The organism is Psychrobacter cibarius (genome assembly GCF_904845955.1).
GTDB lineage: Bacteria > Pseudomonadota > Gammaproteobacteria > Pseudomonadales > Moraxellaceae > Psychrobacter > Psychrobacter cibarius_B.
Genome location: NZ_CAJGYX010000003.1, coordinates 1 through 25,975, shown reverse-complemented (window position 1 = coordinate 25,975; position 25,975 = coordinate 1). Strand labels below are relative to the sequence as shown.

Annotated in this window: 25 protein-coding genes and 2 pseudogenes; 15 read left to right on the top strand and 12 right to left on the bottom strand. The window is 42.7% G+C overall.

All coding sequences use genetic code 11. From position 1 onward, the window contains the following. The first annotated feature begins 62 nt into the window (after positions 1–62). From hfq to radA, 7 genes are all read left to right on the top strand, one after another. Complete coding sequence (hfq, locus tag JMV76_RS06875) at positions 63–596, top strand: RNA chaperone Hfq (protein WP_201502117.1); 534 nt, start codon at positions 63–65, stop codon at positions 594–596. Positions 597–810: 214 nt separating this feature from the next. After that, positions 811–1,803 (top strand): KpsF/GutQ family sugar-phosphate isomerase, encoded by a 993-nt coding sequence (locus tag JMV76_RS06870; protein WP_201502116.1) that lies wholly within the window; start codon positions 811–813, stop codon positions 1,801–1,803. A gap of 84 nt (positions 1,804–1,887) precedes the next feature. Further along, entirely contained in the window at positions 1,888–2,454 is a 567-nt protein-coding gene (locus JMV76_RS06865) for a KdsC family phosphatase (RefSeq protein WP_060491184.1), read from the top strand. After that, positions 2,451–3,035 (top strand): LPS export ABC transporter periplasmic protein LptC, encoded by a 585-nt coding sequence (gene lptC / locus JMV76_RS06860; protein ID WP_201502115.1) that lies wholly within the window; start codon positions 2,451–2,453, stop codon positions 3,033–3,035. Before JMV76_RS06865 ends, lptC begins: the two co-directional genes overlap by 4 nt. Before the next feature lie 90 nt (positions 3,036–3,125). Continuing rightward, positions 3,126–3,704: a lipopolysaccharide transport periplasmic protein LptA gene (gene lptA / locus JMV76_RS06855; RefSeq protein WP_227690177.1), complete on the top strand. Its 579-nt coding sequence runs from the start codon at positions 3,126–3,128 to the stop codon at positions 3,702–3,704. A 79-nt stretch (positions 3,705–3,783) separates the two neighbouring features. After that, a complete protein-coding gene (gene lptB / locus JMV76_RS06850) occupies positions 3,784–4,563 on the top strand; it encodes an LPS export ABC transporter ATP-binding protein (protein ID WP_201502114.1) in 780 nt (259 codons plus the stop codon). A gap of 356 nt (positions 4,564–4,919) precedes the next feature. Beyond that, a complete protein-coding gene (gene radA, locus JMV76_RS06845) occupies positions 4,920–6,359 on the top strand; it encodes a DNA repair protein RadA (protein ID WP_201502113.1) in 1,440 nt (479 codons plus the stop codon). A gap of 171 nt (positions 6,360–6,530) precedes the next feature. Here the strand turns inward: radA and JMV76_RS15245 are convergent. Both JMV76_RS15245 and rodA read right to left on the bottom strand, forming a co-directional pair. Further along, a pseudogene (locus tag JMV76_RS15245) lies at positions 6,531–6,872 on the bottom strand (septal ring lytic transglycosylase RlpA family protein); the annotation flags it as partial. A gap of 1,193 nt (positions 6,873–8,065) precedes the next feature. After that, positions 8,066–9,208, bottom strand: a complete 1,143-nt coding sequence (gene rodA / locus JMV76_RS06835; protein ID WP_201502111.1) for a rod shape-determining protein RodA — start codon at positions 9,206–9,208, stop codon at positions 8,066–8,068. Positions 9,209–9,471: 263 nt separating this feature from the next. Between rodA and JMV76_RS06830 the strand changes: the two genes are divergently transcribed. Both JMV76_RS06830 and JMV76_RS06825 read left to right on the top strand, forming a co-directional pair. Beyond that, positions 9,472–10,416 (top strand): D-Ala-D-Ala carboxypeptidase family metallohydrolase, encoded by a 945-nt coding sequence (locus JMV76_RS06830; RefSeq protein WP_201502110.1) that lies wholly within the window; start codon positions 9,472–9,474, stop codon positions 10,414–10,416. A 289-nt stretch (positions 10,417–10,705) separates the two neighbouring features. Beyond that, positions 10,706–11,176 (top strand): hypothetical protein, encoded by a 471-nt coding sequence (locus JMV76_RS06825; RefSeq protein ID WP_201502109.1) that lies wholly within the window; start codon positions 10,706–10,708, stop codon positions 11,174–11,176. 154 nt (positions 11,177–11,330) lie between these two features. Here JMV76_RS06825 and JMV76_RS06820 read toward each other — a convergent pair whose 3' ends face one another. The 3 genes from JMV76_RS06820 to JMV76_RS06810 form a co-directional block, all read right to left on the bottom strand. Next, positions 11,331–12,884 carry a M16 family metallopeptidase gene (locus JMV76_RS06820; protein WP_201502108.1) on the bottom strand — a complete coding sequence of 518 codons (1,554 nt, stop codon included), beginning with the start codon at positions 12,882–12,884 and terminating at the stop codon, positions 11,331–11,333. 69 nt (positions 12,885–12,953) lie between these two features. After that, the gene (locus JMV76_RS06815; RefSeq protein ID WP_201502107.1) at positions 12,954–14,465 is read right to left on the bottom strand and encodes a M16 family metallopeptidase; all 1,512 of its coding nucleotides are present in this window, start codon (positions 14,463–14,465) and stop codon (positions 12,954–12,956) included. A gap of 84 nt (positions 14,466–14,549) precedes the next feature. Next, on the bottom strand, positions 14,550–14,714 hold the full coding sequence (locus JMV76_RS06810; protein WP_201502106.1) for a hypothetical protein: 165 nt from the start codon (positions 14,712–14,714) through the stop codon (positions 14,550–14,552). Between the two features lie 353 nt (positions 14,715–15,067). On the opposite strand from JMV76_RS06810, the gene JMV76_RS06805 reads away from it, so the two are divergent. The 3 genes from JMV76_RS06805 to JMV76_RS06795 all read left to right on the top strand — a co-directional run bounded on the left by JMV76_RS06805 (position 15,068) and on the right by JMV76_RS06795 (position 17,129). Then, complete coding sequence (locus tag JMV76_RS06805; protein ID WP_201502105.1) at positions 15,068–15,262, top strand: hypothetical protein; 195 nt, start codon at positions 15,068–15,070, stop codon at positions 15,260–15,262. A 317-nt stretch (positions 15,263–15,579) separates the two neighbouring features. After that, positions 15,580–16,491 carry a signal recognition particle-docking protein FtsY gene (gene ftsY / locus JMV76_RS06800; protein WP_227690243.1) on the top strand — a complete coding sequence of 304 codons (912 nt, stop codon included), beginning with the start codon at positions 15,580–15,582 and terminating at the stop codon, positions 16,489–16,491. 65 nt (positions 16,492–16,556) lie between these two features. Continuing rightward, entirely contained in the window at positions 16,557–17,129 is a 573-nt protein-coding gene (locus tag JMV76_RS06795; protein ID WP_201502103.1) for a methylated-DNA--[protein]-cysteine S-methyltransferase, read from the top strand. A 102-nt stretch (positions 17,130–17,231) separates the two neighbouring features. Here the strand turns inward: JMV76_RS06795 and JMV76_RS06790 are convergent, their stop codons facing one another. Next, entirely contained in the window at positions 17,232–17,981 is a 750-nt protein-coding gene (locus JMV76_RS06790; protein WP_201502102.1) for a YebC/PmpR family DNA-binding transcriptional regulator, read from the bottom strand. Between the two features lie 401 nt (positions 17,982–18,382). Between JMV76_RS06790 and JMV76_RS06785 the strand changes: the two genes are divergently transcribed. Continuing rightward, entirely contained in the window at positions 18,383–19,213 is an 831-nt protein-coding gene (locus JMV76_RS06785) for an ion transporter (RefSeq protein ID WP_201502101.1), read from the top strand. A 48-nt stretch (positions 19,214–19,261) separates the two neighbouring features. On the opposite strand, the gene JMV76_RS06780 is transcribed toward JMV76_RS06785, so the two are convergent. Together JMV76_RS06780 and aroQ are read right to left on the bottom strand one after the other, a co-directional pair. Next, a complete protein-coding gene (locus tag JMV76_RS06780) occupies positions 19,262–20,563 on the bottom strand; it encodes an ABC1 kinase family protein (protein ID WP_087815946.1) in 1,302 nt (433 codons plus the stop codon). A gap of 134 nt (positions 20,564–20,697) precedes the next feature. Then, positions 20,698–21,234, bottom strand: a complete 537-nt coding sequence (aroQ, locus tag JMV76_RS06775) for a type II 3-dehydroquinate dehydratase (RefSeq protein WP_201502100.1) — start codon at positions 21,232–21,234, stop codon at positions 20,698–20,700. Between the two features lie 477 nt (positions 21,235–21,711). Between aroQ and JMV76_RS06770 the strand changes: the two genes are divergently transcribed. Together JMV76_RS06770 and JMV76_RS06765 are read left to right on the top strand one after the other, a co-directional pair. After that, positions 21,712–21,927 carry a cold-shock protein gene (locus JMV76_RS06770; RefSeq protein WP_011513806.1) on the top strand — a complete coding sequence of 72 codons (216 nt, stop codon included), beginning with the start codon at positions 21,712–21,714 and terminating at the stop codon, positions 21,925–21,927. A 289-nt stretch (positions 21,928–22,216) separates the two neighbouring features. Further along, positions 22,217–23,371 (top strand): DEAD/DEAH box helicase, encoded by a 1,155-nt coding sequence (locus tag JMV76_RS06765; protein ID WP_201502099.1) that lies wholly within the window; start codon positions 22,217–22,219, stop codon positions 23,369–23,371. Between the two features lie 149 nt (positions 23,372–23,520). Here JMV76_RS06765 and JMV76_RS06760 read toward each other — a convergent pair whose 3' ends face one another. The 4 genes and pseudogenes from JMV76_RS06760 to JMV76_RS06745 all read right to left on the bottom strand — a co-directional run. Next, positions 23,521–24,423, bottom strand: a complete 903-nt coding sequence (locus tag JMV76_RS06760) for a sulfite exporter TauE/SafE family protein (protein ID WP_201502098.1) — start codon at positions 24,421–24,423, stop codon at positions 23,521–23,523. A 207-nt stretch (positions 24,424–24,630) separates the two neighbouring features. Continuing rightward, positions 24,631–24,927 carry a cbb3-type cytochrome oxidase assembly protein CcoS gene (gene ccoS / locus JMV76_RS06755; protein WP_201502097.1) on the bottom strand — a complete coding sequence of 99 codons (297 nt, stop codon included), beginning with the start codon at positions 24,925–24,927 and terminating at the stop codon, positions 24,631–24,633. Positions 24,928–25,052: 125 nt separating this feature from the next. Further along, on the bottom strand, positions 25,053–25,826 hold the full coding sequence (locus tag JMV76_RS06750) for a YdcF family protein (protein ID WP_201502096.1): 774 nt from the start codon (positions 25,824–25,826) through the stop codon (positions 25,053–25,055). After that, positions 25,816–25,975 (bottom strand): annotated as a pseudogene (locus JMV76_RS06745) (UDP-N-acetylmuramate dehydrogenase); the annotation flags it as partial. The pseudogene JMV76_RS06745 and the gene JMV76_RS06750, both read right to left, overlap by 11 nt.

Genomic DNA, 25,975 nt, shown 5'->3' with positions numbered 1-25,975 from the left:
TTAAATTAACACTTAAAATAATTGGCACTAAAACATAATTAATAATATTTAGGAGAGCTCTCATGTCAAAAGGACAAACTTTACAAGATCCGTTTTTGAACTCGCTGCGCAAAGATCGCATTCCTGTCTCTATTTTTTTGGTCAATGGTATCAAGCTGCAAGGTCAGATTGAATCATTTGATCAGTACGTGGTATTGCTCAAAAACACTGTCAGTCAAATGGTATACAAACACGCTATCTCAACCGTCGTGCCGGCACGTAATCCACGTAGCAGTACGACAACGACAGGTACGAGTACTCAATCGCAAAGCGCTGCTCCAGCAGGTTATCAAGGCGGCGGATTTGAACGCGGTAGTAATCCTGCTAGCACAGGTGGCTTTGAAGAGCGCGGTTTTGCGTCTAATCGCAGTGGTTTTAATCGTGGCGGCTTTAGCCAAGGTCAAGATCGTGGTTTTGAGCGTGGTAGCTTTGGTCAGAATCAGGAGCGTGGCTTTGAGCGTGGCGGTTTTGGTCAAGACCGTGGTTTCGAAAACCCAGCAGAAAATACGGGTTTTGAGGAAAAACCAAATGATGGATCTAATGATAACAATGGTTAGAGAGCAAGATTCATTATCGAAGGCGCATTACTAATACGTGATTTATCCGATCAAAACCTGCTTTTTATAGTGGGTTTTTTTGTATAAATAAACGTATAATAATGGTCTAAAATGACGTGCCGAATTGTTAGCGATTGGTTTCGTAGATTATTATTAATATTGGGCATAGTATAGTAAAATACAGTATTGATTCATTATAAAATAGAGCGAATCCATGAGTAATACCCAAATCAATCTAACCCATGAGCAGTTTATTAGTAAGGCTATCGAAGCGATTAACACTGAGATATCGGCATTGGCTTTACTAACAGAGCAGATAGACGATAGGTTTGCACAAGCATGCGATATTATTTTGGCTTGTAAGGGTCGAGTCGTGGTCACTGGTATGGGTAAGTCAGGATTGATTGGGCGTAAAATAGCGGCGACGTTTGCCTCTACTGGCACGCCAGCCTTTTTTATGCATCCTGGTGAAGCTGGGCATGGCGATTTAGGCATGTTGGTAAAAGGTGATGTATTGCTTGCTATCTCTAATTCTGGTGAGTCCGATGAGATTAAGATGCTGCTGCCAGTGGTCAAATACCTAAATATTCCACTGATTAGTATTAGCCGTGATAAGCGCGGTATGTTGCCTCGTGCCGCGAACATTGTATTGACGCTCGGTAAATCGCAAGAGGCTTGTCCACTTAATCTTGCTCCTACTTCCAGTACCACGGCGACCTTAGCGCTTGGCGATGCATTGGCCGTTGCCTTAGTCCATGCGCGCAACTTTACCTCAGAGGATTTCGCATTATCGCATCCAGCAGGCGCATTAGGTCGTCAGCTGCTAACGCGAGTTGAAGATTTAATGCATACTAAGTCAGAAGATTTGCCGCTCATTCATCAGCAAGCGCCACTGCAAGAAGCGCTTTTTACTATGTCTGCTGGGCGCTTAGGAATGACGGTGGTGACCGATGATAATGATAAGGTGGTTGGGGTATTCACAGATGGTGACCTACGCCGTGGTCTAGAAAAAGGCATCGATTTGCAAACGCCGATGAGTGAAGTAATGGTTAGTAATCCACGGCGCATTAGCAAGACCATGCGCGCATCAGACGCGCTCAGTGTGATGAATGAAAATGGTATTAGCCAGTTGCTAATTATTGACGACCAAGATCGTTTAGAAGCAATTATTACGGTACATGATTTGCTACAAGCTGGTGTAAAATAAATAGCATTAATAAAGATATCGGTTTGTACAGTATAGATTTATAACAATAAAATGTAAAAAATAGCCTTAAGAAAGAGGGATATGATGCAAGACTTAATCAAAAAAGCCGGACAAGTAAAGCTGTTGATAATGGATGTCGATGGTATTTTATCAAACGGTCAAATTATCTATGATGCCAATGGTATCGAGACCAAGGCCTTTTCTGTCCATGATGGCGTAGGCGTTAAGTCGTTAGCACGTTATGGCATTTTGACGGCTATTATTACAGGTCGTAGCAGTGCCATGGTAGATAAGCGCGCCGCGGAAATGGGCGTTAATTATGTGGTGCAAGGTCGTGATGATAAGCTGGTTGCTTTAAATGAGCTGCTAACCATACTTGATCCAGCGCTCAATATCACGGCTGCTGATTGCGCTTATATGGGCGATGATTTACCAGACATTAAAGCAATGCAGACCGTTGGATTTGCTGCAACAGTACCCAATGCGCATGCTGAAGTCATCAATCGCAGTGACATGGTCACCACCCGAGCAGGTGGCACTGGCGCTGTACGTGAAGTATGTGACCTCATTTTGAAAGGTCATGGACACTATCAAGACTTCATCGCGCACTATACGCTTGATGCAGCAAAAACTCAGGATAATTTGTCGTGAATACTCGTGTTTTAATAGTTCTTGCCTTGATTATTGCTGGTATTGCAGGTTGGTTTTTTCAACAGCAAGGAGAGATAGCGCCGCCAGTTAGTATGGAAGCGACCGATGTTGATTATGAAGCAACAGATATCAAAGCGGTACAAACTAATGAGAAAGGCGAAACTGAGTATGAGCTGACTGCCAAAACATTGACGCACAATCCAGAGACCAATTTAGACGAGATGTCAGGCATCACTATGAATTGGGAGCCATCGGCAGAGCAGCGTTATCGTATTGAAGCGGGTAGTGCTGCTATCAGTCAGCAGACGGGTGAACTCAGCTTGTCAGGGGGCTTTTCACTGGTCAGTGAAGGCAATAAAGACACGCCAGATATTGAACCGATAAAGGTGACAGGTAGTATCCTTAAAGGCAATACTAAATCAGGGCAAGTATATAGTGACGCGCCTGTTAAGATTGAACAAGGCATGAATCGGTTTGAAGCTTCTAGCATGACTGCCAACCTTGAGACCGGTGAATATGAGTTTGGTCAAGTTGCCGTCGCTTTTACTCCAGCTGAACGCCAAGATAAAGCATTGTTTTGATCGCAATAACTCTTATTGACTATGTAATAAAAATAGCAGCTAGCATAAAGTTTGCAAATCCTACTACCCATTATAAAACGAGTGATTTTTATGACATCTAAATTTTTGCCTACTTTGCGCTCATCATTAGCACGCTTCAATCTAACATCGTGCCGCTTGCGTCAATTACATGTGCTGCCAACGGTTATACTGCTGGCACTGCCACTTTACAGTCATGCGCTGCCATCAGATGCTAATCAAGAAATCAAACTATTGGCTGATAAAGCGACCTATAGTGAGCGTACAGGCGTTACCAGCTATTCGGGTAGTGTCATTATCACTCAAGGTACGTTTAAAATGACCGCTGATAACGTTACGGTTAATCTATCACAGGGTCGCAGTATCAACTCGGCAGTAGCGACCGGACGCCCTGCAACCATGCAACAGGTGGTCACACAAGAAAAAGGGCTGGCAAAAGGTCAAGCCAATAAGATTGATTATAATGCGGTCACGGGTATTGTTACTTTGACGGGTAATGCCAAGTTGGTTCAAAATGGCGCAAGCTTTGCGGGTAATGTCATTCGTTATAGCCTAAAAGCTGGTGATGTTGAAGCAACTGCTGGCGGTAATCAGCGCGTAGAGTTGGTGTTTCCTCCCAGTAGTAATGGTAGCCAAAGTAGCATCCGCTAAAAAGCTGAATGGTTAATGTAACTGTATCAACACCCCTTAGTGTATCAGTGCTTGAATTCTGCAACCGTATGAGTAAGTTATGAGTGATAATAAGAATACAAACCCTTTGGCAACCAACAATAACGCAGCACCTGCGACGCGACTATCAATGCAGAATTTAGGCAAACGCTATGGTAAGCGCTGGGTTGTGAAAGATGTCTCTTTCTCCGTAGAACAAGGGCAAGTCGTTGGTTTATTAGGTCCAAATGGTGCAGGGAAGACAACCAGCTTTTATATGGTAGTTGGGTTGGTCAATATGGATAAAGGCCGTGTCACTTTAGGAAAAATGGATCTGTCTAAATATGCCATGCATGAGCGTGCGCGTGCGGGTATTGGTTACTTACCACAAGAGGCGTCTATTTTTCGAAAATTGTCTATCGAAGACAACACCTTAGCTATTTTAGAAACTCGTAAAGAATTAAATAAAAGCGAGCAAAAGCAAGAGCTGGAAAAACTAATCGGTGAATTCCATCTAGAGCATGTACGAAAATCATTAGGCATGAGCGTATCAGGTGGTGAGCGTCGTCGCTGTGAAATTGCCCGTGCATTGGCGGCTGACCCAAAGTTCATTTTATTAGATGAGCCATTTGCAGGCGTGGATCCTATCTCTGTTGGTGATATCAAAGACGTTATTTTGACCCTCAAAAATCGTGGTATTGGTGTTTTGATTACCGATCATAATGTTCGCGATACCTTGGCTATTTGTGAGAAAGCTTATATCGTTTCAGAAGGTGCTATTATCGCTGAGGGTACTTCTAGTGAAGTGTTAGAAAATGAATTGGTGAAAGCCGTTTATCTGGGTAAAGACTTTCACGTATAAATGAGGATGTGTTGAACATTGGACTTGTCTCGAATACATTTTTGCTAAATGCGCATCGATTAGCTCTGCGTATTTTTAAATGTTCAATACACACTTAATATCTCAACGTGTTTTTTGCGCTACTATTTACGCTGTCTGTTAGATTTATAATTTCCATTAAGTGCTCAAGACAGCGCTTGCTAATTTTCCTATATCTAGCTATTCATCACATTTAGCATCACCTCTTCTATAAGATCTAGTCCATCATACTGATGGCTAATTTATCTCAAAAATTATTCTCAAATTAACGCTTATCAGAGCGTCACGATATTTTATCAATTAATCTTGATTGGACACTTGAATAAGGTTCATACGTTATGGCAAAAAATAAGAGCAGTTATGTCTGTCAGCATTGCGGCGCGCATTTTGGCAAGTGGGCAGGGCAATGTACCGATTGCGGTGAATGGAATAGCTTGGTCGAAGCACCAAATGTGAGCATGCCGCATCACAATAAAAACGTTTCTAAACCAGCAGCAAATCGATCAGCCTCTCGTGAATTAGGTGGTGCACCATCAGGAAATTATTCGGGTACGCATAGTGCGGTCATGCCGCTTAATGCTGTGAGCGTAACGCTAGACACACGCTTACCAACTGGTATTAGTGAGTTTGATCGTGTACTTGGTGGAGGATTGGTTGCTGGTTCAGTCGTTTTAATCGGCGGTGATCCTGGTATCGGTAAATCGACGATTTTGCTGCAAACTGCGACTAATATGGCACGTGCCGACTCGTTGGCAGGTAGCGCCTTGTATGTGACTGGTGAAGAATCATTGGCACAGGTTGCTATGCGCGCTAGGCGCTTAGATTTACCGGCTGATAGATTACGCGTACTGGCCGAAACCAATGTAGAAACTATTTGTGCCGCCTTGACTCAAGAGCAGCCCGCCATCGCTATTATTGACTCTATTCAAACCATTTATACGGATGCAATCAATTCTGCACCTGGCGGCGTCAGTCAAATTCGAGAGTCTGCGGCGATCTTGACTCGCTACGCCAAACAGACTGGCACCGCGCTATTCTTAGTGGGTCACGTGACCAAGGAAGGCACGCTCGCAGGGCCGCGCGTTCTTGAACACATGGTTGATACGGTCTTATATTTTGAAGGTCAATCAGACTCACGTTTTCGGATGATTCGTGCCGTTAAAAACCGCTTTGGTGCCGTCAATGAATTAGGTATTTTCGGTATGACAGATATGGGGCTGAAAGAGGTCGCCAATCCGTCAGCGATATTTTTGAGCCGCTATGACAAACCCGTTGCTGGATCTGTCGTCATGGTCAGCCGCGAAGGCACACGACCCTTGTTGGTGGAGGTACAAGCGTTAGTCGATGATTCGCAAGGCTCACCTAGACGAATGGCATTAGGATTGGATTTTCAGCGTCTGTCCATGCTGCTGGCCGTCATGCATCGTCATGGCGGCATTCATACCAGCGGACAAGATGTGTATGTCAACGTCGTCGGTGGTGTCAAGGTTATAGAGACGGGATCTGACTTAGCAGTATTGTTGGCTTGTGCTTCAAGCATTAAAGAAAAAGCGTTGCCATCGTCATTGGCTGTATTTGGTGAAGTGGGATTGTCGGGTGAAATCCGTCCTGTACCGAACGGTCAAGAACGTTTAAAGGAAGCGATGAAACATGGATTTAAGCACGCCATTATTCCAAAAGCCAATGCGCCTGCTAAGGATGCTCCTCAATTTAAAGGCATCAATGTGATTGCCGTTGAACGTCTCGATGATGCTATTGAAAGTGCATTTGAACTGTAAGGTGTAAGGGTTAATCATTTTGATTACACCTTGTTTTATAAGTTATTGCTAAGCGCTACAGCTTTATTTGTAGCCTAATGGATACAATAAACTGAAACTATAAAAAAGCGCCTAACACTGATGTGTTAGGCGCTTTTTATGCTCTAATACAAATAGACTGTTTTTTTAGAATTATGGTCCTGAAACGCGCTCAATAGCAACATTACCCACACCTTTACCCGTAATACCGAGTTTTTTGGCAGCACCATAAGACAAATCTAACACACGGTTACCATGGAATGGACCACGATCATTCACTTTTACCACGACGCTTTTACCATTGGTCTTATTCGTGACTCTAACATAGCAATTCAATGGCAGTGAACGATGCGCCGCTGTCAAACCATTCATATCGAATGTTTCACCACTGGCTGTTTTACGACCATGGAATTTACGACCATACCAAGAGGCTAGGCCTGTTTGCTTAAATTTACTGACCGAATTAGACGCTACAGCTGTCAGACGCTCTAATACATCTTCATCATTGGTCAGTTGAGAGGTGTCACTGGCTAACAGCGAGCTGCTAAGTGCCAACGAGGTTGGTTGGCGTGCTGACTTCACCAAACTTGATGCGCCATCATGCTGACGGCTAAGCTCACCAAGTACACGATCGATATGGGAGGCGTTATCTTGTGAAATCATCGCAAGAGAGGTTTTGGCTTCTACAGCATTTGCATTAGTAGCAACTGCGGAGCCCGCAAACAATACTGCTGACATGGTAAGTAAACCAGATAAACGCTTATTCATAGATACCTCTATAACTTATACTTTAAAATCTAACTCTAATAGTTCTAGACTGAGCGTGGCAATGTTAGACCAATCTAACAGCGTCACAAACTCTAAAGCCGCATCATCAATATTTTTTTCATATAATTATTGATACTAAACGGGGCTTTTATAGATTTTAAGGTATGGTAATTTTTCATTTTATTATCATAAGCGGGTCAGGATAATACGACCAAAGATACTTATGAAACGCTCAAATGACAGCTAACGATATTAGTAGAATACCCAATCCGAATACAAAGGTTGAGTATAGAGTCCGCTATATGTGCTATTTACAAACTTTCTAACATTGCTAAATTAATAAAGGTTTTAGAAGGCATTGCGTGTGTCTTTGTTATTAAACCGTTAATTAAGTAGTGTATTTGAAAGCTTGGAATCTACAATTCGCTAACTATACGTACGAGCTACAACCAAAATATAATTAAATGCAAAGTTTATTAGTAGCTATGTACGGGTTATGTATCAAAGTACAGTTAAACGAGGTTAACGCAATTATTTGTAAAAAACAAGGATTAAAATCTATCAGTACCAATTGGCAACGAAGTGTTTTAATGAGAGGAAATATAAGGGTGTTTTTAATTATTTCAATTAAATCAATGGCTTGTATTTATTATCAAAAGTAGATAGGAGGGTTTTTATGGCAAGTTATAGGACTTGCCATAAAATGATGAAACAATAAAATTTGTTAGAAACCCTTAATTTGTTGTTGATTTACATTTATTTTCAACCATTTTGCATGTAACAACATTCTAAATGAAGGCTTTAATTGGCTGATTTATCCGCCTTATGACTTTTATATAGCGTATGTTTTTTTGATTTTTAATATGAATAGCATTAAGTAAAGTTTGAGTGTTCATTAGAGAATCACTAGTAACTTTGCATCAATTGGGCTTGTGAGTGTGAATCGACATAAGTAGTCCAAATCCTGCCATCAAAGTAACGATCGCAGTACCGCCATAGCTAATGAAGGGCGGAGGAACGCCGACGACGGGTAAAATACCACCAACCATACCCACATTAACGAACACATAAACAAAGAAAGACATGGCAATTGCACCCGCTAGTAATCTACTGTATACATCAGGGTGGGTGAAAGCGATGTATAAGGCGCGCAGGAGCAAACAGGAATAAATGAACATTAATAAAATCACGCCCAACAAGCCAAACTCTTCTGAAAAAGCCGCGATAATAAAATCAGTATGACCTTCTGGTAAAAAATGCAAATGCGACTGCGTGCCTTCTAAATAGCCCTTACCAGTGAGTCCACCCGCACCGATGGCGGTTTTTGACTGAATGATATTCCACCCAGCCCCTTGTACATCGGCTTCAGGATTGAGCAGTGTTAAGACACGTGTACGCTGATAATCATGTAATAGAAAATTCCAAGCAATCGCAATAAGCGGTATCGCTAATATGGCGGCAGCTGAAATCAATCGCCAAGACAACCCTGCCAAAAAAAGCACAAAAATACCACTGGCTGCCACCAATAGCGACGTCCCAAGATCAGGTTCTTTTGCAATTAATAATACAGGGACGATGATTAAGGCTAAGGTAATGACAATGCTAGATAGAGAGGGCGGTAGATCACGCTTGGATAAAAACCAAGCACACATCATTGGCATCCCAAGTTTCATAAATTCTGAGGGTTGCACGCTGCCAAACCCTGGTAAATTAATCCAGCGCTGAGCACCCATACGTACTTCACCGATGATATCGACCAATACCAATAAAATTAATCCCATTACATAAAAGATAGGTGTAAAAGTGCGATAAAGGCTAGGCGGTATCTGTGCCATGATAAACATAACCGTAAAGGCCACACCATAGCTGACCATTTGACGTAATACCATACCGACATCTTGACCGGCAGCACTATATAAAATTGTCAAACCAATGCAGCAAACCGTCAATAAGAGAAGGGTCAACCATGGATCGATATGTATACGCTGCCATAACGATGGTGCATGGCCTTGGCCTAAATGATGGCTCTGACGTGAAAAACGGTATTGCGGATTAGAAGACATAGGCAAAGTGTGTCTGGCAATTGAGGTAAGAGGGAAGTTTCAAATCAAATCAACATTTAAAGGTAATCGCACCATATCTATATCTATGCAAGTAAAATATCGTAGATAAAGTAACACATAAGAAATAAAGTCACATAATTATAAAAATTATAAGGATAAGTGTTAATTACCAATAACACGCCTCTGATTAGAGGCGATAGTTTAGCTTGCTTGCTGAAAATTTGATAGTATCGATAAAACGTTTTTAGCGGTAGCTTGTTGCAATGACCAATACAAAAAAATATCCTTATAGGCAGATTCACAAGCCTATGCTTGCACTACTCATGTGTGCCAGTAGCATCTCTATTCATGCCGCTATTATCAGCGACAATAGTGAACGCCGTATCCAAGTACGTCAGGGTAGTAGCAGTAACGCTCACATCAGACCTTCAACGAATACTACAAGCTATAATTCTGGCGTTACCATGCTGAGTGGCGATAGCATGCAAGGATTGATTGCTCAAAAGCAGCGTGATTTTGATTTCGATGACAGTCTGTCTATTGGAGAAAATAAGCGCATGAATGTCAATCGGCGCGCGCCTGCTTATAATACAACTTACAGTAATAACAGCTACAGCACTGCGAATAATACTTACAATAGTACTTATACTGATTCTATTAGTATGGATTTTAACGCGTGGTTGAATAGCAATAGCTACCGTGCTAGGCAAGTAGCAGATTTTCAACGCTACCTAAATTCGCGGGTAGGCGCACAAAATGTACCGCCTATGTCGCAGTTGCTCACAACAGCGCGAAGCTGGAGCAAATGTGGTTATGAGCCTTATCAGTTACCACCGCAAGAGTTATGGGCAAATATCGTCCCAACATTACGCTTGTACGGCGAATTGAAGCATCAAGGAATTCTACCTATCAGTAGTGAGATACGCTCGGTATATCGTAGTCCTGGTCTTAATGGCTGTGCAGGTGGCGCCGATAGTAGCAAGCATATGAATGCCAGTGCTATCGACATCTGGGTACCAGAGTATGAAGATAACTTATGGCGGCTCAGTACGATGCAAGATGGCCTATGCCAGTTCTGGCAATATCAGGGTCAATCTCATAATTTCGGTTTAGGGCTATATGCTACGGGTGCGATACATCTAGACACGGATGGTTATCGTAAATGGGGCTTTAATCATGCCAGTAGCTCATCTTCGTGCCGTTATTAAGTCATTTATGATCTATTAAAAAATCAAATAAATATGAGCCAGAGGTAATTAAGTTAGAGTAAAAGCGCTATAATAATACTGATGAAAGGCAGCGCTAAATGATAAATAGTTTAGCATTAAAAAACTATGGCTAATGATCATTTAGTTTATGAAATCACATAGCGTCTATTGTAAGTAGGATTTATGAAGAAGCGGTATTCAACGATGGTGAAAACACATAAGTCTGATAAGCCAAAAAAAAGCGTTTTTGCAATCAAATAACACATATATGGCTTTGTTTGGTTCAGTCTTGCTATCTCTTTTATTGGTCAGTGCTTGTAGCCCAGAAACGTTTTCTGAACAAGGCTCTCTAACAGCCGAAGATTCTGCTACTGATCCTGACAGAAACTTACAGGACGTTGAAGATATTGAAGATAATATTAAGAACTCTTATGCTCGTCTGGCTTCAAAGCGCTCAGATATCTGTCCAAAACTCATACAAGAAGAAGTAGGTAGTCAGGTCGTTGAGCGTACTGCAGAAGTGATGGTGAATAATCATTGTGATTATTTCTTATACCCACGGAGTGGTCAGCAGATCTCGGTTAGCATTAACGACAGTCAAATTGAAGCGCTACTGATAGTGCCAGCCCTGCATGATTTCGCCAATGGTGATTATAAAGTAGACTCTTATGACAAGCACGTGATTCGATTGACCTATAATGGTGCAACTTATAAGCCTGAAAATTTCATGTATGACGTGGCAGTGACTATTTCTGGTTAAGAGCATTATTTTTTGTATGGATAACCCATTATCGACTTTTAGTACCACTCATAAACAGTGCTACTCATAATTTATTAAGACTCATAAAGAGTGCCAACCTATAAAGAAATGCTGGGCAATACTAAATAGTGTTGCCCAGCATTTCTTTGTGCGGCTATTTATTGGTCTTTTTATCTTTCCAAGGATCCTCTTGTCCAACGGTGACAATCAGGAAATCATCAGGCTTAAGGGTATCTTGCATGGTTTGATTGACTTCTGATAGCTTTACTTGATCAACACGTTTGACATAATCAGTCAGATAGCTGTTTGGTAATTGATAAAAATTCATCATCCCAAGTAGGCCATTAATTCCCGCATTGCTCGCAAAACCCATCGGAAAGCTATTTTTAAGATTGTCCGTCGTTAAGCGCATCTCAGTGCTGGTAATACCTTTTTCTAAAGTGTCATTGATAACGGCTAAGCTGGCATCAATGGCCGCGCGCGCCTTGTCATTACGCGTTGAAAAACCGATTTGGTACGGTCCTCGTGCCAGCATGGGATTCATAGAGCCTGATATGCCATAAGTGTAGCCCAAGTTTTGTCTAATCTCAGTCATGAGTCGCGCATTAAAATCACCGCCTGCAAGTACCTCATTACCAACCGCAAAGTTGGTTTGCTTCTGCTGAGACTGGGGATCGGTGGCGCGCTTATCTCCCAATTGTCCCATGAGTACGGTGGTTTGAGTACTTGGAAAGGGGATATGAATGTGCTTGGCTTGGCTCAGTGGTTTTGGTTCAGGCAGCTCAGTTGCAGGCTGACCCTTCGGTAATTTGCTAGTGATATCTTCCGCAAGTTTTTTTGCCTGTCCTAAGGTTAGATTACCAGTGATGGCAACAGAGGCATTAGCTGCGACTAAGTAGCGGTTTTTGAAATCTATCAGCTGTTGCTTTTCGATAGTAGGAACGCTTTCAAGCGTACCCGCTGATGGATGGGCGTAAGGATGCTCGCCATACAATGCTTCGCTAAATGCGATGCTAGCAAGGCTGTTGGGATCTTGTTTTTGCTGCTGCAAGCCAACCAATAATCGTGCTTTATTACGTGCTAGGATGCTGTCGTCAAAAGCGGGTTCGCTGAGCATCTGAGTCATTAAATCAACGGCTGGAAGTAGATGCTTATCATCAGATAAGCTACGTAGCGACACAATAAACATGTCTTTATAAGCACTACTATTTAGATTGATGCCCAAGGTTTCAACAGCGCGAGTAAATTCATTTTCGTCTAAGCGTTTAGAGCCTTGTGTCAACATAGTGGCAGTCATATTAGCAATACCAAAGCCTGTATTACTAATACTGCCATCACGGGCGCTACCAGCGTTAAAACGCAAGTCGATATCGACAATCGGTAAGGCTGTTGTTTGTACAAAACGTACGGGAACGCCTACCTTGGTTTTGAACTGCTGAATCGTTGGGATGGTAACGGTTAACGGTTTATCATCGTCAAGGCTGGTTAGCTTTGATAATGCGGCAATCGGTGCGCTGGTATCCACTGTCGCAGAGCCACGATATTCTTCAGCACCTGTTGTGTTTGCTTGTGCTGTCATCGTCAACGTTGTTAGACCTAGCAAGATGCCAACACTAAGATGCGACAGTTTTTGCATGGTGGCGGTTGCTGATGGTATTGAGCTGTAAGATTTTTTTCTATTTTGCAACAAATCACTATTTTGAGTCATGGTTTTCTTCTTATAAATAAGGTCTTTATGATTGGCACTTGTATCGAATAAAGAGCTAACACGACACGATTATTTCTCTGTCGCTGCTTGGCTTTTAGGTGGGATGACATGCATCACTGTTAAATTATCCTTTACCAAATACTTTTTGCTAGCAGCTTGTATGTCAGTAATCGTCACGCTATCGAGTTTGGTGGGCAATTCAGCAAGCAGCGTATCGTCAAGACCGATAGACTGTAATGAGCCAATCATCTGCGCCTGACCTTCCATACTGTCTTGCGCATAGACGAGCCCTGTGACCGTATTGGTTTTGGCACGCTCGATTTCATCGGCGGCGATGGGATCGGTTTTGAGCTTTTCTATTTCAGCCATAATGGCTTGTTGTGCTTGCTCTAAGCTGACACCTTCACGTGGAGTCGCTTGTATTAAAAACAGTCCATCGCCACGATCTAGCAAGTCATATGAAGTGCCCACCGTGGTCAGTAGACCTTGCTCGCGTATCAATCGACTTTCAAGGCGGGCAGAGAGACCACCGTCTAATACATCTTGAGCAAGTGAGAGCGCATAAGCTTGTTTTTCATTAGCTGCGCCGGCGGTGACGAGACTGGGTACGTTATAACCCATTAATAATACTGGTACTTGTACGGCTTGCTCGGAGTCGACTTTCTGATAGCCACGGAAGCCTTTTTGACTGACGGCAGGACGTTTAGGTAGATCGCTTGGTGTTAGCTCACCAAAGTAACGTTTGACTTGAGCCAACACTTCTTGCGGTTTAACGTCGCCAACGACGACTAACGTTGCATTGTTTGGTGCGTACCATGTTTTATACCAGTCTTTTAAATCTGTAAGGGTAATGGATTCAAGCTCATCCATCGGACCAATGACGGATTCGCCTTTTGGACTATTCGGGAGCGCCAATAAGCGAAATGACTCATAAGCCTTGGCAAGTGGATTATCATCAGTGCGTTGGCGGCGCTCTTCCATGACCACTTGGTGCTCTTTGGTAAATTCCTGCTCATTGAACAGTAGGTTTTTCATACGATCCGCTTCTAGCTCTAATGCCAAAGGAAAACGGTTGGCAGGGAATAGCTCGTAATAGCCCGTATAGTCGTAGCTGGTAAACGCATTATTGACGCCGCCAAATTTAGCAATCAAGCGCTCATAGTCGTCGCTCGAAACGTTAGTAGTGCCTTTAAACATCATATGCTCAAGCAAATGCGAGATGCCCCCTTTATCCAGTGGCTCATCTGCTGACCCAACTCGATACCAGATTTGAGTCATTACCACAGGTGCGCGATGGTCTTCTTTTACCACTACCTTTAGACCGTTTTCTAATTGATATTCGTGTCGACCTGACATGTCCATGGTCAATGCTGATGAGGGCTGAAAGTCTTGACCTGATTTCGCGGTATTTAGCCCATCTTTACCCAAGGTATTTTGAATGACGGGCTTCTGAGCAGCCGACAAGGTGTTGGCGCTGATAGTACTGGTTTGGCAAGCAGCAAGAGTCGTTGCTATTGCTAAGGCACAGGCAAGACGTAGAGAGGCGGTAGGTAAGGGCAACGGTGATAAAGGCAGTGGCATGGTATATTCTACTTATATAAAATGGCAACTTGTAAATTGATCAGTGGTTAGATCACTCTCAATACTAGCGATAGATAGCAGGTTTTATAAAGATTTATGTGCCCCAACCATCACACTGGCTGTTGGCTTAAATTCTTGGGTGGTATTGCATCCTGTCGCAGATAGCACCAGTGTCGCTACTAATAAAGCTGCGCTGATGCTGATTGCTTTTTTACCGTACGTTTTGTCAGTATTAGATAGTAAAGGCATAGATAATTCCTAAAAATGAGGGTTGAGTAATCGATAGTGAAGTAATTGGTAAGCTTTGGAATAAGGCTTGCTCTACAATAAACTCTGGTAGAGTAGGCGAAGTTTAGCATGTGCAAGGTCAGATTTTTGTTGCCAAATCTTAAGCGAAACTTTCTAAAGGGATGGTGTGACTTGCCAGATTTGCAAAAATTGACGATAGGCTATGATGGTAAGGTCTGAGCACAACTCGAATTATGATAAACTAGGCTAAAAATTGACTGTCGTGGGTCATGACCCATGGCAAAAACATGACGATATACCGACCCATTTAAAATAATCAAATAACTGACCGTGATAACTTTTAGGGCAAGCTTATGAATAACTCCAATAATAGCAGTCGTGTAATCATTAATCTCGATGGCAATCTTGATGACCTAGATGACGATGATATTACCTTACCCAGTCTGCCTTCGCAATCTGTGCCCATTATCGATGAGAAAGAAGATGCAGGCTCTATCCAAGCGCCCAACGATAAAAGCATCGAAGATCAGCAAAAGACAGCACAATAAACAAAGATGTCTCAAGTGCTGATGCGGCACAAAACATTGCTTTGGGTGCGCCAATTGTGAGGACAGAAGAGCAAAGCACGTCTAAAAACGTCTCTGAAAGCTTTATAAGCGCTTCTTCAGCTGATAACGATAATAATAAAAATATTGATACTAAGCTTAGCACTATTTCTACTGCCCCAACCATGCCATTACAAGAGCAGCTTGGGGATAGCCCAAATGTCAGTCCTGCGAGTAGTGCGGTAAAAGCGACCACTCAACCAGAAATCGAATCTACAGAGCTGCAAGAAAACAAGAAAAAAGGCAGCTGGTTTAACCGCATGAAAACGGGGCTAAGTAAGTCGCGTAAAAATCTTGCCGAAGGTATGGTCAGTATTTTGATCGGTGGCAAAGAGATTGATGATGAGCTATTAGAAGAAGTTGAAGATCAGTTATTGGTTGCCGATATCGGTGTCAATGCGACCAATCGTATTATCAAAAGTCTGACCGAGCAGACAGACCGTGGCGATTTGATTTATGCGCATTCATTATATAAAGCGTTGCAAACTGAACTGGTTGATATTTTAACGCCAAAAGTTGCACCACTCATTATTGATACGAGTAAACAACCTTTTGTGATTTTAGTTGTGGGTGTCAACGGTGTCGGTAAAACCACGACAATTGGTAAACTTGCCAAGCGCTTACAAAGCGAAGGCAAATCCGTCATGTTGGCGGCTGGCGATACCTTCCGCGCTGCTGCCACTGAACAGCTGCAAATTTGGGGTGAGCGTAATAACATTCCAGTCGTCGCTCAAGGTCATGGCTCTGACAGCGCCTCTGTTATCTTTGATGCCATGCAGTCTGCCAAAGCAAAAAATATCGATGTATTAATCGCTGATACTGCTGGACGCTTGCAGAATAAAACCCATCTGATGGCTGAGCTTGAAAAAGTGGTACGCGTCATGCGTAAAGCGGATCCAAGTGCACCGCACGAAGGCATGATTGTACTCGATGCAGGTACTGGTCAAAATGCGATTAATCAAGTAGAACTCTTTAACAAAGTTGTACCATTAACCGGTATTACCATTACCAAACTAGATGGCACTGCAAAAGGTGGTGTGGTGTTCAATATTGCCGAAACGACGGATGTGCCGATTCGCTATATTGGTGTTGGTGAGTCGATTGATGATTTGCGTGCCTTTAGTCCAAAACAATTTGTCGCCGCCTTATTTGAGACCGATGATAAAGAGTAGCGCTCGATAGGTTGTCTTAGTCGATGAACGATTTTTGAAAATATCATCATTTGAAAGGAAGCATCATGATAGTCACCACAGCCGCTTTTGGAGCACACCAGCTAACGTTAATTGCGAGTGTCAATGAGCATAGTCGTCCTCAGCTGGTTGAAGTCAACTGGCTGCAAGCGGGTGACTCTTGGCGCAGCTCAAAATCTATTCCTAAACTTAAAAAGCATTATGGTATTGACGATCAGAGCTTTACGTTTATCAATGAGGACAGCCTAAGCGAAAATAAGCCTGCCCAAGCGCTACTCATAGAGACTATAGCGCAATTAAAATCGTATTTTAAAGGTGATCGTCAGGCATTCGATTTGCCATTAGATATAAGCTTAGGAACCAAGTTTCAGCAACGAGTTTGGCAAGCGTTACAAGATATTGGCTATGGCGAAACAATAAGCTATGCGACACTAGCACAAAATGTCGCTAGTCCCAAGGGGTTTCGCGCGGTTGCTAATGCTAATAGTAAAAACCCTTTTAGCATTATCGTTCCGTGTCATCGTGTCATTGCTAGCGATGGCAAGCTTGGTGGTTATACAGGCGGACTAGATAAGAAAACATACTTGCTAGCGCTTGAAGGTGTCACTTGCAAAACCTAGTAGGAGCGAAGCATTCGTCACATATTGCTAAACAAAAAAAGGCCAAACGTTTTAAACGTTTGGCTTTTTGATGTGTGAGACATAAAGGGTTGCGGGATAAAACTATTGCTCAAGTTGGGTCATTACCGCATCTGAGAAGTTTACATTGCTATAAACTTCTTGCACATCATCGATATCTTCTAACATATCAATCATCTTCATGACTTTTAGCGCATCATCGACATTGTCTATTTCAGCACTGGTAGACGGTGCCATGGTCACTTCAGCATTGTCAGAGACCAAACCTGCAGCATTAAGCGCATCTTTGACGTGACCGAAATTTTCCCATTCAGTGATGACGAGCAAGCTTTCACCATCATTCTCGATATCAAGCGCGCCTGCATCTAATGCCACTAGCATGACTTCATCTTCTAGGCTTGTATCATTAAAGATGATTTCACCGCGCTTATTAAATAGATAAGCGACCGAGCCAGTAGTACCTAGATTGCCTTCATTTTTGGTAAAGGCGTGGCGTACTTCACTGACTGTTCGGTTAAGATCGTCAGTCAAGGTTTCGACAAGTACTGCAACGCCGCCGATGCCATAGCCTTCATAGCTTACTTCGTCCATATTGTCATTGTCATCACCGCCTGTACCACGAGCTACTGCACGGTTGATGGTGTCTCGCGTCATATTGACAGATAGGGCTTTTTCAATGACAGCACGTAGGCGCGGATTCTTGTTAGGGTCAGGATCACCTTGCTTGGCAGCAGAGACAATTTCACGAATAATTTTAGTGAATACTTTACCTTTTACCGCATCCTGACGGGCTTTACGGTGTTTAATATTTGCCCATTTTGAATGGCCTGCCATATAACATCCTTAAGTTTTGCGTATTATTTATTGTGCTTAAAACAAATGTTTAGTAACAATCTTTTACTATGAGTGTGTCATGAATGAGCGTATTTATACATTTTAAGATTTTTCAATCTGCATGATGACACACCTCAGATCACCTGTTTCTATGATATAGCTTGCACTATCTCTTTGAAGTAACAGAGCTACCGACACGTTAACGATTTGTATTTTGTTGAGAGTGCTTTTTTGCTACACTGTGGCAACTTAGTGATTGTATTCACATGTGACCTGTGAGCAATATTATAAACCAATTTTATCTATTTTGACTAACTTGGCCTTATCCAGCGTATTTTAAATCATTGGTTGCCATCAAGCCATTGATTTTATATCGCTACTGACTCGATACTACTGACTATATGAAGCAACCGACGGCTGAAGCCATTACCCACCTGCGCAACCGCATTCATATTATTATTGAAGGCACAGATACCCGTTTGGGTAAACTTTTTGATATTGTATTATTGATTGCGATTTTGACCAGTGTGGCTGTGGTCATGCTTGACAGTGTGCTATACATGCGCCTGCAATATGGCACTATATTCTTTTATGCTGAATGGTTTTTTACCATTTTATTCACGATAGAGTATGCGCTCAGGTTGTTTTCAGCACCCAACCGCGTGCGTTACGTCTTTAGTTTTTTTGGGGTAGTTGATTTATTGTCTGTGCTACCAAGTTACCTAAGCCTTATGTTTGTGGGGGTACAGTATCTATTAGTGATACGGGTTTTGCGTATTTTACGTGTGTTTCGCGTTCTCAAGCTCGAAGCCTATATGCAACAAGCGGGATTTTTGGCCTCGGCGCTTAAAACCAGTCAGCAAAAAATCACGGTATTCTTTTTGTCGCTGGTATTATTGGTCACGATTTTCGGCTCGATTATTTACGTGGTAGAAGGTCCTGAAAATGGCTTTACCAGTATTCCACTGTCTATCTACTGGGCAGTCGTCACCATGACCACGGTCGGTTACGGTGATATGTCACCCAAAACACCGCTAGGTCAAGCGATTGCGAGCATGGTCATGATTACGGGTTATTCGATAATTGCAGTGCCAACGGGGATTTTTACTTCTGAGCTGGCACGTAATATGCGTCCGCAACTCAATCCCGTCACCTGTCCTAATTGTGGCAAGTTCGGTCATGCCATTGCAGCAGAATTCTGTGATCGTTGTGGACACGCTTTGCATATTTAGCCGTGTTTGTGCGTTGTCTGCTTTCGTAAATGTTTATATTTTATATCGTTATATATCAATGTATTCACTAACGAGTGGTGATAAGTCAATCTCAACACCGAGGTTGACCAAGTTCCAGTATTGTCCTGACACTGTGCGATCTAGCATCATGGTGGTTGCAGAAGGTTGGAATTGACCAAAGTACTTCAACGACGTCCGCATTTGAGCAATGACTTCGTGATGAACCTGACTTTGACCAAAATCAAAAGCGCCTTGTTGATAAGGTTGAATAGACAGAGGCTTTAGCCCAATGGATAGCCATTTTTCATAAAACTCTCCAGGGATATTTTTATCGTCATCACGGCGAATATCAAGAGCGATGAGGTCCTGCTCAAGGGCAGTCACATCTCCTTTAATGGCATGCTTGGCAAAACGGCGGAACAATTGAACTTCGCTGTCACTATAGCTACGAATGCCGCCAAAATCATAAGCCACCACACTGCCATCTTTGCGAAAGGCAAAGTTGCCGGGATGTGGGTCACAGTGCATACGGTATAAGCCAAATAGTTGTCCTGCGGTAAAGTGGAACAGGCGCTTGGCTATGTGTTGTTTGATGTCATTGTCCCAAGTCGCCGCGACGGTTAGGGTTTCTCCCATCTCTTCTGTTAAGGTTAAAATCCGTTTAGAAGAGTGGCTGCTAATGACTTTAGGAATAATAAGACCTTTGTCTTCTGCATGAAATGCGCCAAACACTCGCAAGTTATGCGCTTCTTTAATATAGTCCAATTCATCATGTAAACTTTGGCGAATCTCGTTGAACAGTTGCTCTTGCAACTGTTTGCTCATATTGAGCACACCCGCGATTTTCAGTGCCATGCGTACTTGTTTGAGATCACTATCACAGTTTTCATCGACATCAGGATATTGAACTTTAACCACCACTTTTTGACCAGATGGCAAAACGGCTTTATGCACTTGACCGATGGAAGCCGCCGCAAACGGTGTTTCTTCAAATTCGCTAAATAATTCTGTAACAGGCGCTTTAAGCTCGCGCTCAATTTGTGCACGTATCTGTGCATACGGCATGGGCGGCGCATCTTTTTGCAGCTTTTCTAATGCTGTCGCCACTTCTGGTGGGAACACGTCTTTATATTGCGAGGCAATTTGCCCGACTTTCATCACCGCGCCTTTCATTTCACCCAACGTTTCGGCTATCTGAATGCCCACATCTTGCATCAGCTCTGAGCGTGCTTGCAAACGTTTTTCTTCGTCACTTGAGAGGTGCTTAAATGAGTTTTTAGCTGCTTTGCCGGCAATGCTTGCTGTCATGCCAGCCAATTTCATAAAGCGCTTTCCAGACGATTTTGCCATTCATATCACCATATAGTGGGTTGTTTGCTCAGCCATAATTTTAGTATTTTAGTCAAACAATTGCTGTTTAACTCGTGTGCTATTGATAAAGCATAGTTATACAATTCATGATTTTCGGTTATCAGGATTAACCATTAGTCGCTGATTGTGACAGAGTAGAGGCTATCAAGCCAGTAGGACAATGCCATTTGATAACCCAGATGCCCCAAACCACAAATAACACCGACGGCGACATCGCTTATATAAGAATGATGGCGAAAAGGTTCGCGCGCGTGCACATTGGATAAGTGCACCTCGATAAACGGTTTTTGTGTGGCCAAGAGCGCATCACGTAATGCAACCGAGGTATGAGTAAAGGCGGCGGGGTTAATGATAATGGCATCTACTTGGAGGGCGGTATCCGCCAAAAGTCCATGATATTGAATGTCATCTATCAGTTTACCTTCATGATTGGATTGTATACATATCAATTCAATACCGTGCTGAGCTGCGCGTGCGATCAGACGTTCCTCGATATCTGCTAGTGTCGTATGACCATAAATTTCAGGTTCGCGCTTACCCAATAAATTCAAATTGACCCCATTGACGAGCAATAACTTATGAGTGAGTGTTTTATCGGCATTTTTCTTTGAAGGCGTGACGGTTGGTATAGACTGAGAAGGAGAGGTCATAATGGTCTCTATAACGATGAAACGAGGTTGAGGATTTATTATTTGTTATAAGGTTTAGATACTGTATAAGCATGAAATGGCATAAGCGTAAAATTGCACAGTTTAATCAAACCTTTCTCTTTATGATAACAGCTTGATGACGAGGTTATAAAAAAATTACATGAAAAATAAAGCTAAAGCCAAAAAATCATGTTAAAAGTCTTTATGTTGCTAAAAACCCGTGCTATGATATTTTTTATGCAATAATTATTGCAATTTTGTTGCTACTGCCGAAGTAGAGCAATCAGTAAGGCAGTCGTTATGTTTGTAAATACTCACTGTGTTGCTACATACCATTATTTGCTATAGATGCGGTATGTAGGTGATAGTAGTGAGGATAGTACTCTTAAGTCTTTGATTTCATCATCTTAGATCCCGTTTATATGCAATGTTGCAAAGGAATTTGGGGCTAAGCGGACTTTTTTAGGAAGCAATATTATGTCAGCTCGTGAGCAAGGTATCGTTAAGTGGTTTAATGACTCAAAAGGCTTTGGCTTCATTCAACGTGACAGCGGAGAAGATATTTTTGTCCATTTCCGCGCGATTCAAGGTGATGGCTATCGTTCTCTAAAAGATGGCGAAAAGGTCGAATTCAGCGTGGTAGAAGGTGATAAAGGCCTTCAAGCTGAAGAAGTCAGAAAAGTAGAAGAGTAATCTATCCAGTCATTAGAGCGGTTTAGCTATAATGTCTGTAGACACTACTGATATACTACTGAGTCAAGCCCGTTTTATCTTACCCATGTTGAGTCAAAATCAGCATGTTTGGTGGGATTAGGCGTTAGGCTTGGCTTTTTTTATGCCCGTATCTCAGTCAGCTATATATAGATTTCATATTGTTGCTGCTTAATTTAGATAGCAATATAACGGGTTATCATGAGCCTATTTATCATGAGTCTACTTATTATTAGTAATGAACAAGTGATTAATTTAAAAGGATATTTTTTTGAGTAATTTTACCACGTTTACTGATTTGCCACTTTCAGCACCGACCTTACGTGCCGTAAGCGATCTAGGTTTTACGGCATTAACGCCCATTCAAGCACAAATATTACCGCATACGTTGGCAAATCAAGATGCTATTGGACAGGCGCAGACGGGTACTGGTAAGACGGCAACCTTTCTATTGACTATTATGGAGGCATTACTCAAGCGTCCTTTTACTAATGATGAAGAGCGTTATTTGGGTGAGCCACGTGCCGTTGTTATGGCGCCCACTCGCGAGCTTGCTCAGCAGATATTTGATGATTGTATCGCTTTGACCAAATATACTTCGCTACACAGTGTTTGTATCATGGGTGGCACCAATTATGAGACTCAGCAGCATGAGCTTGAGCGTCAATACGTTGATATTTTGGTCGCGACACCTGGTCGTCTAATTGATCTTGCCAATAAAGGCATGGTCTATTTAGATCGAGTGGAAGTACTGGTGTTAGATGAAGCAGATCGCATGCTGGATATGGGTTTTATCCCTGACATCAAGCGTTTGGTCGGTCGGATGCCAGCCAATACAGACCGTCAAAGCTTACTGTTTTCTGCCACCTTTAACCAAGATGTGATGAATCTAGCCTATCGCTGGTTGCATGAGCCGCAGTTTGTTGAAATCGAGCCAGAACATGAAACCAGTGAGTTAGTCGATCAGCACTTTTACTTACTGACAGAAGATCAAAAATTAGAAGCGTTGCAGCGTATCATCAGTGATACGGCAGTGGATAAAGTAATTGTCTTTGCCAATCGTAAAGACCAAGTCAAGCGTCTCTATCATAAGCTGCGTCAAGCGCATAAAATTGTGATGTTGTCAGGCGATGTCATTCAACAAAAACGCGAAAAGTATTTACAGCGTTTTAAAGATGGTCATGCTTCTATCTTGGTGGCAACTGATGTCGCAGGACGCGGTATCCATGTCGATGATGTTAGCCACGTGGTTAATTATACTTTGCCTGATCAGCCAGATGATTACGTGCATCGTATTGGTCGTACGGGTCGTGCTGGACAGACAGGCATCAGCATTAGTTTTGTGAGTGAAGATGATGCTTTTAATATTCCCGCGCTAGAGAAGCACTTAGATACTAAGTTTACCCTTGAGCAGTGGCAAGAATAGTGATTTATAAGCCGTCAGTTCTACTATAGTGTAAAGCTGTCGGAATCATAAAAGCCCTCAACGTCATGATTGATGTTAAGGGCTTTTTTATATGGCAGATTTTGATTTTAAATGATTTTAGATTTTAATAATATCTATTATCGATGATTCTATTGAGCCTGTTCCATCATTTCAGAATGTTCATCGTGGTTCATGTTGATCGCGCCATCACTCATATCATGCATACTATGATCCATACCTTGGGGAGTTGTGCTGTTATCAGTTGGCATCATATGATGGCTGCTGTGATCCATATTTGTATCCATCGGCATATCCATCATTTGTGAATCGCTCATTTGCATATGATCGCCTTGCATGGTGGACATATCATGCCCACCATGCATGCTAGACATTGCTATAGGGACAAACACAACGGCTAAGCCAGATAATACCGTGACAGCACCATTAAGCTGTCTCAAGCGAAAACGTCCAATCTTGTCACGTAACCAGCCAACGGTTTCGTGCGTGGCGACTAGCATCGGTACGGTTCCTAAGCCAAACACAAACATGAGTGCTGCACCGCTTAGTGGATTGTGAGCGACCACTGCAAGTAATAATGCACCATAAACCAATCCGCAAGGCAAAAATCCCCAAAGCAGTCCAGCCGTTAATGCTCGCGGAAAGGTATTGAGTGGAAATACTTTTTGACGAAGTGGGCTGAGATATTGCCAAAATCGCATACCAAAACGCTCAAGATTTTTTAAAAATGGTGCGCCAAGCATGGTCACGCCGACGAACACTAACACCAAGCCTAGCAAGATACGTGGCGTACTATTACCTTTCATTAAGGGTTCTAGCACAGTGGTGCCAATCAGGCCTGCCATCAAACCCAAAAATGCGTAACTGGTTAAACGACCTAAATGGTAAGTTGCCACAAGAGCACGGCGCTTGGTAGGGCTGACGTCTTTCATCGATAGCCCAAATGCTGTCACCAGACCGCCACACATGCCTAAGCAATGCGGTGAACCAAAAAATCCCATCAGTAGTGCCGCAACAAGTAAAGCGGTGGTCATGGGGCGATTCTCCTAAAAAATGAAAAGCAAACCTACGCATACAATCGGCATTTAACCAACACTTAACAGTAGGCTGCGCAGATAGTCCAAGCCTTGATAAGTGGTTACGGCATCCACCTCGTTCAATGTACTAAGTCGTACTATTTGCGCTCGGTTGCCATATATTACACTTTAAATAGCTTCTACTATAGATAAGGTGGCTCAATGCTAGCTTTTTGGCTGTTTATCAAGGTCAGCATGATCAATTGACTCTATATCAATATGGCTCACCTTATCATCAGCGACTATATCAGTCACTGTGGTATCGTCATTCTGCGAAATAGGCGCTGAGTAATCATGAGCCTGTATGGTCTGCCGTCGCTCTTGGCGATCATCCAATATGATGCGCTGTGATGCATTGTCCAAATCTTCAAACTGGTATGATTTGACCGCATAGCGTACCGCCCAAATGGCAACCACAAACAGCATGAGACTTAATGGAATTAACAAAAATATACTGAGCATGGTAACTCTCTTAAATAGCATTTTCTTTTATTATTATACACTCATCACAAGTATAGTGGATGACCGGTAGTGATTAGGGTAAGTTCTCAAAAGATATTGAACTGGCTACCTGCTGGTATTGAACTTTATTCGTCAGGTTTTTTTGCTGCGTTACCTCTAGGGGTTAACAGCTGCTGTGAGGTCACGTCGTTGGCATGACGACAATTCATTTGAGGACGTATCACATCGCGTAAATAAGCAGCAACCTCATAAACAGCGCGTCGAGAATGACTTAAGTTTTGCGCAGGTTTCATCCAGTCACGGCTCACTGGTAAAGGGGCGCTAAGTGGTGTGCTATTGATACCGTTTAAGGCAAACTGTCTACGAGCACGTGCCATATGGTAGCTGTCAGTAATGAGATACACATGATGCAGTGGAATACGTTTGGCGGTAAAACGCGCATTTTCGCAGGTATTCATACTGGCATTTTCACTTATCAGCCCATCAATACCATGCTCAATGAGCCATTGACCAAGCCACGGCGCTTCAGCACCGCTTAGTACAATAGGTAGGGGTAAGTCGTGATAAGCGCTGGCAGCGGTACGGGCACGGTTGAGGCTGTAGCTATTAAGAATAATCTGATTGTCATGATCGTTGGTTAGTCCGCCGCCTAACACCACATAAGCGGTAGGCGGTGAACTCAAGGCAGCAGAGGGTAAACTGGGCAATGGCAAAAGCGTAAATAGATAAACAATCGCTTGGGAGAACAGCGGCGTGAATAGGCTGATGAGTACTAAAATAACAGTCGTTGAACCAAGTAAAAAGGTAATATTAATAATGCGAAATAGCTTTATCATACGCTCAGCTGAACGCAGGTAATAACGCCATAGTCGCTTAGATAATAGCCGCTTAGACCACATGCTCATCATACCCAATAGAGCCGTCAGTATTTACCCAAACTGGCTCACGCGCTAACTGAATCGCAAATTTTTCATAAACCGTATCGACGATATGTCGTTGGGCATCGGCTACGCTATGCCTGATGCCATGGTAAAGGTTGCGGCAGGCT

Bases quoted from the DNA above. Each gene is read 5' to 3' on its own strand.
- hfq (WP_201502117.1), top strand. From the start codon at position 63: ATGTCAAAAGGACAAACTTTACAAGATCCGTTTTTGAACTCGCTGCGC.
- JMV76_RS06870 (WP_201502116.1), top strand. From the start codon at position 811: ATGAGTAATACCCAAATCAATCTAACCCATGAGCAGTTTATTAGTAAG.
- JMV76_RS06865 (WP_060491184.1), top strand. From the start codon at position 1,888: ATGCAAGACTTAATCAAAAAAGCCGGACAAGTAAAGCTGTTGATAATG.
- lptA (WP_227690177.1), top strand. From the start codon at position 3,126: ATGACATCTAAATTTTTGCCTACTTTGCGCTCATCATTAGCACGCTTC.
- lptB (WP_201502114.1), top strand. From the start codon at position 3,784: ATGAGTGATAATAAGAATACAAACCCTTTGGCAACCAACAATAACGCA.
- radA (WP_201502113.1), top strand. From the start codon at position 4,920: ATGGCAAAAAATAAGAGCAGTTATGTCTGTCAGCATTGCGGCGCGCAT.
- rodA (WP_201502111.1), bottom strand. From the start codon at position 9,208: ATGTCTTCTAATCCGCAATACCGTTTTTCACGTCAGAGCCATCATTTA.
- JMV76_RS06830 (WP_201502110.1), top strand. From the start codon at position 9,472: ATGACCAATACAAAAAAATATCCTTATAGGCAGATTCACAAGCCTATG.
- JMV76_RS06820 (WP_201502108.1), bottom strand. From the start codon at position 12,884: ATGACTCAAAATAGTGATTTGTTGCAAAATAGAAAAAAATCTTACAGC.
- JMV76_RS06815 (WP_201502107.1), bottom strand. From the start codon at position 14,465: ATGCCACTGCCTTTATCACCGTTGCCCTTACCTACCGCCTCTCTACGT.
- JMV76_RS06810 (WP_201502106.1), bottom strand. From the start codon at position 14,714: ATGCCTTTACTATCTAATACTGACAAAACGTACGGTAAAAAAGCAATC.
- JMV76_RS06805 (WP_201502105.1), top strand. From the start codon at position 15,068: ATGAATAACTCCAATAATAGCAGTCGTGTAATCATTAATCTCGATGGC.
- ftsY (WP_227690243.1), top strand. From the start codon at position 15,580: ATGAAAACGGGGCTAAGTAAGTCGCGTAAAAATCTTGCCGAAGGTATG.
- JMV76_RS06795 (WP_201502103.1), top strand. From the start codon at position 16,557: ATGATAGTCACCACAGCCGCTTTTGGAGCACACCAGCTAACGTTAATT.
- JMV76_RS06790 (WP_201502102.1), bottom strand. From the start codon at position 17,981: ATGGCAGGCCATTCAAAATGGGCAAATATTAAACACCGTAAAGCCCGT.
- JMV76_RS06785 (WP_201502101.1), top strand. From the start codon at position 18,383: ATGAAGCAACCGACGGCTGAAGCCATTACCCACCTGCGCAACCGCATT.
- JMV76_RS06780 (WP_087815946.1), bottom strand. From the start codon at position 20,563: ATGGCAAAATCGTCTGGAAAGCGCTTTATGAAATTGGCTGGCATGACA.
- aroQ (WP_201502100.1), bottom strand. From the start codon at position 21,234: ATGACCTCTCCTTCTCAGTCTATACCAACCGTCACGCCTTCAAAGAAA.
- JMV76_RS06770 (WP_011513806.1), top strand. From the start codon at position 21,712: ATGTCAGCTCGTGAGCAAGGTATCGTTAAGTGGTTTAATGACTCAAAA.
- JMV76_RS06760 (WP_201502098.1), bottom strand. From the start codon at position 24,423: ATGACCACCGCTTTACTTGTTGCGGCACTACTGATGGGATTTTTTGGT.
- ccoS (WP_201502097.1), bottom strand. From the start codon at position 24,927: ATGCTCAGTATATTTTTGTTAATTCCATTAAGTCTCATGCTGTTTGTG.
- JMV76_RS06750 (WP_201502096.1), bottom strand. From the start codon at position 25,826: ATGTGGTCTAAGCGGCTATTATCTAAGCGACTATGGCGTTATTACCTG.